The organism is Fontibacillus panacisegetis, assembly GCF_900102215.1.
Classification (GTDB): domain Bacteria; phylum Bacillota; class Bacilli; order Paenibacillales; family Paenibacillaceae; genus Fontibacillus; species Fontibacillus panacisegetis.
Map to the genome: position 1 here is coordinate 1 of NZ_FNBG01000001.1, position 13028 is coordinate 13028.

Genomic DNA, 13028 nt, shown 5'->3' on the forward strand with positions numbered 1-13028 from the left:
TTTAGGCTTTAGCCAGTTGAGCTCGCGAAGCGTGCGAAACAAAAAACCACCCGCTATGCGGGTGGAGGGAACGAGGGTTTGACCAACAAGACCATTCCGATAGAATTGAGATGTTCAGGCTCAATGGAAAGGAATGGTCATAGATGGCAAACAAGAACTATAGTCTAGCGCACACCAAGTGGATGTGCAAATACCACATTGTATTCACCCCGAAGTATAGACGGAAAGAGATCTATAATCAAGTGAGGAAAGACTTAATTGAAATCTTCAAACGATTATGTAAGTACAAGGGAGTGGAAATCATAGAAGGGCACATGATGCCCGATCATGTACACATGCTGGTAGCGATTCCACCAAAGATATCAGTGTCCTCATTCATGGGATATCTGAAGGGGAAAAGTTCGCTAATGATCTTTGAGAAGCATGCACAATTAAAGTATAAATACGGAAATCGGAAATTTTGGGCAGAAGGATATTATGTGAGTACAGTGGGCTTGAATGAAGCAACCGTAGCTAAATACATTCGTGAACAAGAAGCACACGATCAAGCAATAGATAAACTGAGTGTAAAAGAGTACGAAGATCCGTTCAGCAATTATAGGAACAAAAAGAAATAAACCAGTTTAACTGGTAAGTGAAAATGACAAATTACACTGAGCCTGAACGGATTTGTGGTCAGGCTAGCGTCTTTAGGCGCAGTTTGGCAACAGGGGGTTATACCCCAAGAGCAAACCACCCGTTGGACGGGTGGTCATGATTTTATCAGTACAAGTTCTTGTCCCGAGCCAAGGACAAGAACATGTTCCTATTGCCGATTAGGCGTATATCTAATCGTTATTTTGCCTGTTAATTCATTAAACTAACGGGCAGTATTGTCAATTTGTTATTTATATTGCACCATTTTTAAAACTTATTTTGCGTAAGAATACACAAATAGACAAGAGCTTGTATCACCGGCCATAAATGAGATTGAAAATCATTATCATTTATGCTATCATAATTTTTGTTCAGATGTGAACAAAAAGACCGGCCGGCTGCTGCGGCTAATGAACTTGGTCTGCAACAATTAAGACAAGAGAGGGGAGATTGGGCAATTGGAGTTTCTGTATCCATCTAAACGTCATCTTTACGAGCAGTATATAAAAATGCTGCATCTGAATGAGTTGTATACTGAACATGAAATTGACATGTTTCGGCAACAAGCCAGAGAGCAACAGATTGACATGCTCTCTAACAATATTACAAGTGTACACGTTATCGATTGCATTGGTGATTTTGAACCTATAAACCATACCGGAATTGTGAAGAAAATGGATTTGTCCAAAGCAAGCATTACTAATATTTGTTCAAAGCTGCTGGAAACGGACTTTATTATGAGAAGTCAGCTGAACAACAATCGTAAGGAGATTTATTTTAGCTTAACGGATAAGGGAAGACTTGTTTATCATTTGCATAAAAAGCTGCATCAAGAGAAAGAAGAAAGTTTTTACCGTTTTATCGAATCCTATTCAGAGTATGAGTTACAGACTATCGGAAAATTTATGAGTGATTTGTTGGTGCGTGCCGAAGAAGACTACGGAAGGGGAGCAGGGGAAAATGACGACCTTAAAGATTGAAGAATTAAGAAGCAAAGTTGAAGGGAAAGAAATTTTAAAAGGGCTCACACTGGAGATTCATGGCGGAGAGATTCATGCGATTATGGGGCCTAATGGGACGGGAAAAAGCACATTGGCTTCGGCTTTAATGGGGCATCCCAAATATGAGGTTACGGATGGCAAGGTGACATTGGACAATGAAGATCTTCTGGAGATGGAGGTGGATGAGCGTGCCCGGGCAGGTTTGTTCCTCGCTATGCAATACCCGAGTGAAATTGCCGGGGTGACGAACTCGGACTTTCTCAGAAGTGCCATCAATGCACGGCGTGAAGAAGGCGATGAGATCTCCTTAATCCGTTTTATCCGTGAAATGGAGAGCAAAATGAAGGGGCTGGAGATGAACCCGGAATTCGCACATCGTTATTTGAATGAGGGATTTTCCGGCGGTGAAAAAAAGCGGAATGAGATTTTGCAAATGATGCTGCTTGAGCCCAAATTCGTGATTTTGGACGAAGTGGATTCCGGGCTGGATATTGATGCACTGCGTATTGTGGCTAATGGTGTAAATGAGATGCGCAGCCCGGATCGAGGTTTTTTAATCATCACCCATTATCAACGCCTGTTGAATTATATCACCCCGGATTTTGTGCATGTCATGATGCAAGGCCGGATTGTCAAATCTGGCGGCCCGGAGCTTGCCCACCGTCTAGAGGCTGAAGGGTACGATTGGGTAAAAGAGGAGCTTGGGATTACGGATGAAACGGTAGGCGAAGAAGTTTAAAAGCTGAGGAGGAAAAGCATGTGGGGACACAAGCAATAAATTTAATGAATGCGAACGCTTTACGCGCTTGGTCAAGTGCTATAGGTGAGCCTCATTGGCTGCTTGAACGCCGGATTCAGGCACTCAAGCTGGAAGGAACGCTGGAGCTGCCTAAAGTGGAGAAAACTAAACTTGAGAAATGGGATATCTACGAAACAGGAGATTACAAAGCTGAGAATCCGTGGTCAAGTTTGGAAGATGCGCCGGAGGTTGTTCGAGGTTTGGTTGCTTCTCCAGTGAAAGGCGGACTGATCGTTCAGTTCAATTCGGATGTAGTGTATACGGAATTGTCCGAGAGCTTAGCCGCCCAGGGAGTCATTTTAACGGACCTGCATACTGCGGCAAAAGAGCATGAGGCGTTGGTTCAACGTTATCTCTATCAGGCAGTGAAGCCGGGAGAGCATCGTTTATCTGCTGCGCACAGCGCCTTCTGGAGTGGTGGCGTTTTTCTATATGTCCCGGACGGTGTAGAGGTTGAAACGCCGATTCAAGCGATCTTTCTTAACGATACAAGCGGTGTGCGTTTCGCCCCTCACGTCTTAATTGTGGCCGGGAGCAACAGCAAGATCGTTTATGTGGATCATTGTGTGTCGAGCCGGGATGATGTCAAGGCATTGCATAACGGTGTGGTGGAGGTCTTTGCGGGAGCGGGCTCAAAGGTGCAAGTCGCTTCGGTTCATCAGCTTGCTGCAGCAACAACGGATTTCACCGAGCGGCGGGCGGTCGTTCTTGCCGATGGGGCTGTGGAATGGATTATCGGCGAGATGAACAATGGTTATACCGCCAGCGATACCAAGACTTTGCTTCAAGGCAATGGGTCGGTATCCGACACTAAGGTGATTGCGATTGGCACGGGCATTCAAAAATCGAGCTATACAACTCAAGCCCGGCATTTTGGCAGAAGCTCGGTAAGCCAGATGATTACGCGTGCAGTCATGCTTGATGAAGCTTCCGCCATTATCAACGGAATTACAAAGATTGAAAAAGGCGCAACCCATTGCGATGGTCAGCAAACAGAACGCGTGCTTATGTTAAGTCCTAAAGCGCGCGGCGATGCCAATCCGATCCTGCTGATCGATGAGGATGATGTAACCGCCGGTCATGCTGCATCCGTGGGGCAAGTAAATGCAGAACAAATCTATTATCTGATGTCGCGCGGGATATCCCGGAGTGAAGCCGAATATCTTGTTATTTTCGGATTCCTCGCTCCTGTCATTTCGGAAATCCCGCTGGAGGGGGTTCGCGGTCGTCTGCAAAATTTGGTGGAGAGCAAGCTCGGCAGATCATAGGGAATTACAGCTAATCCAAGAGAGTCTTATGAAGGGGAAAAGGAGAGAGAACAATGGCTAAACAAGCGCCGGATATGGGTGAATATAAATACGGGTTTCGCGACGGGCACCAGTCTATTTTTCAATCCGGAAAAGGTCTGACTGAAGAGATTGTCTGGGAAATATCCCGAATCAAGGAAGAACCGGAATGGATGCTCGATTTTCGGCTGAAAGCTTTGAAACAATTCTACAAAATGCCGATGCCTGGGTGGGGAGCGGATTTGACTGGGCTAAATCTTGATGACATCCAATATTACGTTCGCCCTTCTGAAAAACAGGGAAAGACCTGGGAGGAGGTTCCTTCCGAGATCAAAGCCACCTTTGACAAGCTGGGAATCCCTGAAGCGGAGCAAAAGTTCCTGGCAGGCGTATCCGCTCAATACGAGTCGGAAGTCATCTATCACAGTATGCGGAAGGAACTGGAGGAGCAGGGGGTTATTTTCCTTGATACGGATACTGCCTTAAAGCAATATCCTGAAGTGTTCAAGCAATATTTCGGAACGATCATCCCGCCCGCTGACAATAAATTTGCTGCGCTTAACAGTGCCGTTTGGTCAGGCGGCAGCTTTGTATACATCCCGAAGGGTGTTCAGTGTGAGGTTCCTATACAAGGGTATTTTCGTATCAATTCCGAAAATATGGGACAATTCGAGCGGACATTAATTATTGCCGAAGAGGGGAGTTTTGTCCATTACGTTGAAGGATGTACAGCACCTATTTATAGTACCAGTTCTTTGCATAGCGGAGTTATCGAAATTATTTGCCGGAAAGATTCCCGTGTCCGTTACACGACCATCCAGAATTGGGCTCCTAATATTTATAACTTGGTAACCCAAAGGGCTGTGGCAGAGGAAAACGCCACAATGGAATGGGTGGACGGCAACATCGGCTCCAAGGTAACGATGAAGTATCCGGCTGTAATATTGAAAGGAAGGGGAGCCAAGGGGTCCATCCTTTCAATTGCCGTAGCTGGTAAAGATCAGCATCAGGATGCCGGCGCGAAGGTCATTCACCTTGCTCCCGAGACAACATCTACGATCATATCCAAATCCATCAGCAAACAGGGAGGCAAAGTAAACTACCGGGGGTTGTCCAGCTTCAGCCGCGATTCCGCAGGGTCCAAGTCCAATATTAAGTGCGATACGTTGATTTTGGACAATCTCTCAACATCAGATACAATTCCGTACAATGAAATTAAAAACGATCAGATTACTTTGGAGCACGAGGCAACAGTATCCAAAGTGTCCGAGGAGCAACTATTTTACTTAATGAGCCGCGGGCTTACGGAGCAAGATGCCACACAAATGATTGTAATGGGCTTTATTGAGCCGTTTACCAAAGAATTGCCGATGGAATATGCCGTTGAAATGAATCGGCTAATTCAATTTGAGATGGAAGGAAGCATCGGTTGATATATTAATTTAATCAATCAAGCGTTTTACTTTTTAGGAGGCATGGGGTGTGTTTTAATGAAGAAAAATAACTCAGACATCTCAGAATTAGAGCAAATTACTCGAGAGAAAAAGAAAATTCAGTTTTATCTTAATATGCTCTTAGGACTGAGTGCAAGTTGTGGTGTGATGATACCTACAGTTCCAATTTATACGATTTTAATGGAACTTTCAGATCAAGAGGCCTCTCTACTAAAAAAGTCAAAGGATCAATCAGAACATCCAGAATGAAAAAAGCATGAATTGAATGTTGGTAAAACAATGAGAGGAGGGTGGCATAATGGAGGACAATGGAGTTTTATTCGATGAAGTATCGGAAGTGCTTCTCAAACTACGTCCTTTCTTACTGCGTGACGGTGGAGATGCTGAACTGGTTGAGGTCGAGAACGGTGTAGCCAAATTAAGATTTTTGGGAGCTTGCAACGGTTGCCCAAGTGCTACGATTACATTAAAAGCCGCTATTGAACGCGCAATTTTTGAGGAAATCGATGATATTAAAGAAGTTATACAAGTATCCTAGATTCCTCGGAAACGACTTTAATACCAAGAGATTAATCGAAAAGCAGATGATAAATACTCGATTTGCTTTTTCCGGAATAAAAATTACCAATACAAACAATGGTACCCATCCACTAACACAAAAATGTCTCTGTTAAGTACAACAGGGACATTTTTCAAGGTTGGTCAGGAAATAAACAAAAAAGGCCTATTTGTTTAATGTTTAATAGGGGGGACATATAAAAATCAAAAGATCGCAAAAGCGGTCTTTTGTTAATTAATGATTGATTTACTTTATTAAGACAATCGTGATCCAATCGATCGTTTTTAAGATACGCACGACAGCAACCGGGTATTCAGCAGCATTTTACAGGCAGTTCACTGTCACGAATCTTTGTAGACGATTCTCCGGGTCTAAGGCGCTTGTACTAATAAAGCGTCTCCCGCCGGCCATGGTTGTTCCGGTGACCTCGCTGGGAATGTGTTACCAAGCACTACTAATTAATAAAGCCTGATTGATTTTTTTTTTTTGGTCATTAAAGGATCGAGCTAATATCAATAATTACGTAAAATAATAATTTGACGAATAAATATAAATCGAATATATTATATGCACGGAGGTTAATACATATGGACAAACAGATGAAGATGCATTACATGCAGCGTATTGATGAAAAACTGTCTGATTTACCTTGGTACGTCACTGAATTTATTGATAGCAAAAAAAGAACACTTTCTCCAACGACACTTCTTAACTACTGTCATGACTACATTATTTTCTTCGATTGGCTTGTTACAGAAAACCTAACGTCAACGAGTCGAAAAGAGATTAAATTAGAATCACTTGAATCATTAACAATTCGTGAAGTAGAAAATTTCTTATCGTTCCTGGATTATCAACTTGGTAATACAAAACTCACGATTAATCGTAAATTATCCTCACTGAAGTCCTTATTTGATTACCTTCAGAATAAAGCTGAAACTAGCGATCTGAAGCCTTATATCCAGCGTAATGTTATGGCCAAAATGGATTTAATTGCGATAAAAGAAAGCCAAGAAACCATTGCAAACCGTATTGAGGGGAAAATTCTAAGAGAAGACGATTTTGAAGCGTTTAGGCAATTTGTTGCTTATGATTTTGGAGAAAAGTACAAGGAAAAAAAGCGAATTTATAATTTTCATCAGTTTAATCGTGAGCGTGATACAGCTATTGTTTCGCTAATTTTAGGTTCAGGACTTAGACTGTCTGAGGTCGCAGGAATTAATCTGGAAGACTTAGATATCAATAAAGCTTTAGTGCGTGTTATACGTAAAGGTGATAAAGAACAATATGTTTATTTTAGCAAGCAAGCCTTATTTGATTTAGAAAGTTACTTGCATATTAGAGCATCAAGGTATGTACCAGAAAAAAACGAAAATTATTTGTTCATTGCAGCTCCTGTAGGTCGCAAAGGAAAAAGTCGACGTTTAACACAAAGATCAATCGAAAAACTAATTGAAAAATATGCAATAGCTTTTGGAAAACCTTCTTTGACAGTGCATTCTCTGCGACATTCCTTTGCAACTCGCTATCATCTTGAAAACAATGATGTGCCCAGATTGAAAAATCAATTAGGTCATTCATCAATTCAAACGACAATGATATATACACATTTGACTGATGATGAGATGAGGAAGGCCGTTAATAATATGGACCGATAAACCGCGTTATTACACGGTTTGTTTAATACATATTCACAAAACCCGTATTTTGTACATATGTGAAAAGGTTTCCCCGTTATGACGGCAGGTCACCCAGCATCTACGCCACCTCTGGTTCACATTACATTCCGGGCTGGACTTTGCCTGCAGACCTTTCGGATTCACCCTCTTGGTGAACACCCTGTCAGTCCTCCTCTTTGGAGGGTAGGACCTCTACTTCGGCTACGGCACTTGTAAAGGGTAAAGTTGCCGAGTGGATTTGAACCACCTAGATCGTGTGACTGTGAGGCACACATCATAACCACCCGTCAAACGGGTGGTTTGCTCTAAGGCTATAAGCCTTTATTACCGACTCGCGTCTAAAGGCGCTAGCTTTCACTTCGTTCAAGCTACTATGCCTTTGCCGCTTTTGCCTACCCCTGAAGGGGTGCTTTTATTACCTGCTACCCCTAGAAGGGATTTTCATATTCCTTCACACTCAGCTTATCCAGTGCGATATCGTGACTTTCCTGCTCCTGAATATTTTTTCGAATCGTTGCTTCGTTCAGACCCACTGTACTGACATATGTGAGTACAGTGAGTTTGAATGAAGCAACCGTAGCAAAGTACATTCGTGAACAAGAAGCACACGACCAAGCGATAGATAAACTGAGTGTAAAAGAGTATGAAGATCCATTCAGCGACAAAAGGAGCAAAAAGAAATAACCCAGTTTAACTGGGAAGTGGAAGTGACAAATAACAATGAGCCTGAACAGATTTGTGGTCAGGCTAGCGTCTTTAGGCGCAGTTTGGCAACAGGGGGTTATACCCCAAGTGCAAACCACCCGTTGGACGGGTGGTCATGATTTTCAAAACCGCTGCTCGGATACATTCCCATATTCAGCGCACAGCTATCCAGCCGCCGCAACAACGGTTTTTTTTATTTCCGTCGGGGCGGTGAATATATTGCCAATTTTGCTTAATATCTCCAAAGCCTATATTTTATCTTACAAGAGCTTAATTTACATCTTCTTTCCAATATAAAATACATATCCATAATACTGTTTGTATTTTGAATACAAGTCTGCCTCACGCCTCATAAATGTAATCATATCCTCAACGGTTTTATTTCCCGCATGTTTTTTCAAGAATTCTTCTTGCCTTGCTTTTTGCGGAATAAAATAATTGTCTATCCAACAACTTTCAGGCAGCGTAAATGCGGCAACAGGAATATAACCTGTTTTTTGCATGATGGAAATATTATGCCCTATTGTGTCCATTTCAGGAACTGCGTCCACCCACCATTTCTCAATTTCAGCAGGGCGTTCATCGGTAAACCATGACTCATATGTTATGGCAATATAACCATCTTTTTTGAGGAAGTCCTTCCAGTGATTCAAGCCTTTTTCAAAACCTATATTGGCAATAGCTCCCTCAGACCATATAAGATCAAATTCGTCATTCTGAAACGGCAAATGATCCATTGAACCGACAATACCTTTTACCCTGTTCTGCAAACCAAGTTTTCCGGCTGTTGCGTTAAGTTTATCAATCGAGCCAGCATAAAGGTCGAGGGCGGTGATGGCTGCTTCTGTATTTTGCGCCAGAACCATTGTTTGAGCGCCTGAGCCGCAGCCTAAATCGGCAATTTTTGTTTTGTTTGAAAGGTTGCCGATAAAACCCAATGCCCTGATGGTTTCTTCGGAGCTGCCGGGTCCCTGCCGTTCAAGCTCTGTGAAAAATTCATTGATGAGGGCAAATTCAAATTCGTGTATTGTTATTTCTTCCATTGCTCATACTCCTTTTGTTTCTGTGGGGCGGCGTTCTTTTCTATAGACCACTCAATGTGTGCCGCTAATAGCTTAGCGGCCTCTTTCTTGTCAGGCATTGTATCTGACATGCTTACCAACAAATAAAACGGCGCATAAAATTCAAGCGCAAGCTGTTTCGGACTGCTTTTGTTCCAAATACCTTGTTCTATCAGTTCACGGAATAAATCTTCCATATAGCTGACCGGCCCGCTTACAAGGCATTTTTGATACAGTTCCATTATTTCCGGGTTCCTGTATTGCTCCAAAGTCAACATTTTTCGGAAATTACTGGCAAATTCGTCCTCCGTCCAAAAACGAAACTGCGCTTCGATGAAAACCTTGATTTTATCCACAGTAGTATTGCGGTAGGTCGATGGTGATTTATCAAATGTTTCCTCCGGCACTTCATACTTTTTCGCTCTTTCAATATCTATCTGATAGATACGCTCCACAATGTTGTCAAATATATCCTTCTTATTCTTATAGTGCTTATATAAAGCTCCTTTTGTCATTCCAAGCTCCCCAGCAATAGCGCTAACCGAAACAGCTTCATAACCATCCCGCGCAAACAAGTGGAGCGCAGTATGTAAAATGTTTTCTTTAGTGTCGGCCATCTAAAAATCCTCCCATACAGTAAACTACCGTTTAACATCATTATAGTCAACGATCGTTTACTTATCAATAGGTTTTTCTAATTTACATTATAGTTGGTATCTAAGAAAAGCTCTTTAAATCCACAATGACATTAACATATCTTGCTTTGCTGTAGGATTAATTTCATAAGGTATTGATTCGATATTATTACAACAATATAACACAGAGCTGCCAACAGGATTAAAGTGCTCGTGACTTGCCCATGATTGTGGGGGGTTCCGCATCTGATCTAATCCATAATCTATATTGTTTTTTGGGACACCTTTGCGGATCTCTTCATTCATTTATATCATTCTTGGCCATTTCAAGCAGAGCTTGAATCTGTGTGATTGGGACGGTAGTAATTTTTTACACGATTAAATACAATAAGTTAAGATTAATACTGAGAATGCATATTCCAGAGACACAAGCTCTAATCCCTCTCACCTTCTTAATGCGGTCAAACCGTTAACACTCCTGTGCCATATTCAAATCGGAGGCAATTGATGAAATGCCCCAAACTTGAAATCGGTATTTAATCATCACCATTCTCCTATCGAATCGCAAAACAAAGAAACCACGGCACCGAGTTCGGCACCGCAGTTTAATTATCAACCATACTATTGGATTTGGTTCATGTACGCTTTGAATTCCTCGGCGATTTCTTTGAATTTCGTATGATGCAGGTAATGTGAACCTTCCATCGGGATCATTTTGCCCTGTGCAGATTGTTTGGCTTGCTCTTCATGCAGCGGAACCCACTGCTCATTATGCTCGTTATTTGATTGAACGAAGAGAAGCAACGGCAAATCATGAGGGTAGGTGAGTTGTTCTCCATTTTTAAAATTGGAACCGAGGTGTCGGAGCTCATCCATCATCGTTGGATTGCTCGTGACTTGATTCGAAATCAAATTCATCTGTTCTTTGGTATGCTCATCGAATGCAAGCGCCCCGTATGGATCTCCGCTCACTTTTTTGAGCAATCTCATCAGACCTGATTCTTGAAGAAACTGCATGGATTTCAAAGGCAATTTGACATCCATGCCCGGTTGATTAGGGACACTGCTATCGATGCCGACAAAAGCAAGAACTTCATCCGGATAGTTGTTCACATAGGACACTCCGTAAAGCCCCGCGATGGAATGTCCCATCAGAACGTAACGGTCAATCCCCAGCTGTTGCACAGCTTCGTGAACTTCGCTTACGACATTCTCCGTTGTTCTTTCTTTCTCGGTTTCGTCGCTCAACCCATAACCGAAAGGCTCGATCGCTACGATTTTGTAATTAGGAGATAATTCATCGATCAACAATTTGAAATCAAGCGCAGGCGACGGGGTTCCTTGTCCCGGAAGGAGAACGATAGCCTGTTCCCCACTGCCTTGAATGAGCACATTCATTTTTTTTCCATCCACATTGACATACTGGCCATACGGTTCGATTTTCTTTTTCTCGACCCCGTTACTGATTGCATTAACGACAAACACGATGCCCATGAACAGCACAAGCGCCCCGAAAATACCTCCAATTATTTTTAACCATAAGTTCCGTTTCTTACGGTTTTTGATCCCGTTTTTTTTTATTTCCACCGTTTTTGTCAAGTTCATCTTCTCCTGTCCTTGTATCTGTAGAGCCACCTTGGCGACATATTTAAAGTGTAATCAAGCAAGATGTCCCCTTCGTGACGGCAATATGAACGGAATATGAACAAGCACAAAAAAACCGTTAACCCGGTACTCAGATTAACGGTCTAAAATTCAATTTTTTATTTTAATATCGCCGGTAAAATCCCTTATTTTTTTTGAGATTTCTTTTGGATGGGAACGATATAAATAATGCCCTGCGTCCAATAAGACCATTTCTCCATGTACAGAGTCCTCTATTTGCTTCTCATGTTCGGGTAGCCATTGGTCCGTCACAGGATGATTCGCTTGGACAAAGAAAAGGACAGGTAAATTGGGTGGAAAAGCTAGCCGTTCACCTGCTTTAAAATTGGAATACATGCTCACTGCCTCGTTTAATTGAGTTGTATTATACATGTTTTTGCGTATCAAAATGTTCAATTGTTCTTTAGTTTGTTCATCATAGGGCAGTCCATCGTAAGGGTCAGCACCCAGTTTCAATTGTAAACGGGCGAAGCCCAGGTTGCGGAACCATTTAATCGGTTTTGTCACTGACGAATCAACCTTCTGTTCACTCAGCGATGGAACACTGCTATCCAGCCCGATAAACGCGCTCACTTCGTTTGGATATTGGTTCACATAATCCAGACTGTAGAGTCCCGAAATGGAATGAGCCATGAGAATGTAACGATCCACATGGAGACTTTGTAATGCTTCATGAATTTCGCTTACGATATTTGCTGTACTGCGCTCCTTCTGGGTTTGATCGCTCAATCCGTAACCAAAAGGTTCAATCACGACGACTTTATAATAAGGGATTAACTCAGATATGAGTGGCTTAAAATCAAGTGCAGGTGCCGCTGTTCCATAACCAGGAAGAATCACAACGGTTTCTACACCTTGACCTTGAATGAAAACATTCATCTGTTTTCCATCTACAGATACATGCTGACCGTATGGTTCCAATCTTTTTTGTTCTGAATGACTGCTGATTTTATTTACGGTATACACGATGGCGATAAATAATAAGATGGCTATAACTACCGTGACGATTACTTTAAGCAAAATATGTAGCACTCTCTTTGTTTTTGTACTATACCTTACTTCCTTTCCTACTGGTTGTGTCAAACTCGTCAGCTCCTCTTGTTATCTCTACAATGGTGTTGCGATCCACTAATGTGAGTCTAGCAAACCAAAATGTCCTCTCAATGAATGCAATATGAACGGAACATGAACATAGGCGGATATTTGACTACAATGTGCTAATTTTCGTACTTGAAGGAACCTTATGTATCACCCAATCCAATGTTCCCCATTCGGTAGCTTCAGGGCAATATTTTTTCCTGAAAGGGGGAGAAGAACATTACGGGCATAAGCCTTCCATTGATCAGCATAAAAGAAGAGGCTGTCCCAAAGTTATCTAAGATAACTTTGAGGGACGCTTCTTGTTTAGCAGTGTAAAGGCAAGATATCAGGAAAAGGATGCAAAAATACAGTTTTATTAAAGTAGCTATGAAAGGATGAACAAAAGCCTGCAAAAATGCAGGAATATGTTTCAGAATAGACTAGTTTGAAGAGAATCCTTAGAGGAAG

12 protein-coding genes and 2 pseudogenes are annotated in these 13028 nt (G+C 42.1%); 9 read left to right on the forward strand and 5 right to left on the reverse strand.

Annotation, left to right across the window (positions count from 1 at the left end):
• Nucleotides 1-143 precede the first annotated feature (143 nt).
• From tnpA to xerS, 8 genes are all read left to right on the forward strand, one after another.
• On the forward strand, nt 144-617 hold the full coding sequence (gene tnpA, locus BLS49_RS00005) for an IS200/IS605 family transposase (RefSeq protein ID WP_091225674.1): 474 nt from the start codon (nt 144-146) through the stop codon (nt 615-617).
• Nucleotides 618-1094: 477 nt separating this feature from the next.
• Complete coding sequence (locus BLS49_RS00010) at nt 1095-1616, forward strand: MarR family transcriptional regulator (protein ID WP_245742211.1); 522 nt, start codon at nt 1095-1097, stop codon at nt 1614-1616.
• Nucleotides 1597-2376 carry a Fe-S cluster assembly ATPase SufC gene (gene sufC / locus BLS49_RS00015; protein ID WP_091225675.1) on the forward strand — a complete coding sequence of 260 codons (780 nt, stop codon included), beginning with the start codon at nt 1597-1599 and terminating at the stop codon, nt 2374-2376. Before BLS49_RS00010 ends, sufC begins: the two co-directional genes overlap by 20 nt.
• Nucleotides 2377-2420: 44 nt before the next feature.
• Complete coding sequence (sufD, locus tag BLS49_RS00020; RefSeq protein ID WP_091226412.1) at nt 2421-3704, forward strand: Fe-S cluster assembly protein SufD; 1284 nt, start codon at nt 2421-2423, stop codon at nt 3702-3704.
• A 53-nt stretch (nt 3705-3757) separates the two neighbouring features.
• Nucleotides 3758-5155: a Fe-S cluster assembly protein SufB gene (gene sufB, locus BLS49_RS00025; RefSeq protein ID WP_091225676.1), complete on the forward strand. Its 1398-nt coding sequence runs from the start codon at nt 3758-3760 to the stop codon at nt 5153-5155.
• Nucleotides 5156-5212: 57 nt separating this feature from the next.
• Complete coding sequence (locus BLS49_RS00030; protein WP_091226413.1) at nt 5213-5425, forward strand: hypothetical protein; 213 nt, start codon at nt 5213-5215, stop codon at nt 5423-5425.
• Nucleotides 5426-5474: 49 nt separating this feature from the next.
• On the forward strand, nt 5475-5714 hold the full coding sequence (locus BLS49_RS00035) for a NifU family protein (RefSeq protein WP_091225677.1): 240 nt from the start codon (nt 5475-5477) through the stop codon (nt 5712-5714).
• 608 nt (nt 5715-6322) lie between these two features.
• The gene (gene xerS / locus BLS49_RS00040) at nt 6323-7393 is read left to right on the forward strand and encodes a tyrosine recombinase XerS (RefSeq protein WP_091225678.1); all 1071 of its coding nucleotides are present in this window, start codon (nt 6323-6325) and stop codon (nt 7391-7393) included.
• Nucleotides 7394-7842: 449 nt separating this feature from the next.
• Here the strand turns inward: xerS and BLS49_RS00045 are convergent.
• A pseudogene (locus tag BLS49_RS00045) lies at nt 7843-7959 on the reverse strand (IS200/IS605 family transposase); the annotation flags it as partial.
• On the opposite strand from BLS49_RS00045, the pseudogene BLS49_RS00050 reads away from it, so the two are divergent.
• Nucleotides 7958-8098, forward strand: a pseudogene (locus tag BLS49_RS00050) (IS200/IS605 family transposase); the annotation flags it as partial. The pseudogenes BLS49_RS00045 and BLS49_RS00050 overlap by 2 nt on opposite strands.
• A gap of 296 nt (nt 8099-8394) precedes the next feature.
• Here the strand turns inward: BLS49_RS00050 and BLS49_RS00060 are convergent.
• The 4 genes from BLS49_RS00060 to BLS49_RS00075 form a co-directional block, all read right to left on the reverse strand.
• The gene (locus tag BLS49_RS00060) at nt 8395-9162 is read right to left on the reverse strand and encodes a class I SAM-dependent methyltransferase (RefSeq protein ID WP_091225680.1); all 768 of its coding nucleotides are present in this window, start codon (nt 9160-9162) and stop codon (nt 8395-8397) included.
• Entirely contained in the window at nt 9150-9797 is a 648-nt protein-coding gene (locus tag BLS49_RS00065) for a TetR/AcrR family transcriptional regulator (protein ID WP_091225681.1), read from the reverse strand. The genes BLS49_RS00060 and BLS49_RS00065 overlap by 13 nt, the downstream gene beginning before the upstream one ends.
• Before the next feature lie 639 nt (nt 9798-10436).
• Nucleotides 10437-11414, reverse strand: a complete 978-nt coding sequence (locus BLS49_RS00070) for an alpha/beta hydrolase (RefSeq protein ID WP_091225682.1) — start codon at nt 11412-11414, stop codon at nt 10437-10439.
• 156 nt (nt 11415-11570) lie between these two features.
• On the reverse strand, nt 11571-12563 hold the full coding sequence (locus tag BLS49_RS00075) for an alpha/beta fold hydrolase (protein WP_091225683.1): 993 nt from the start codon (nt 12561-12563) through the stop codon (nt 11571-11573).
• Nucleotides 12564-13028 lie beyond the last annotated feature (465 nt).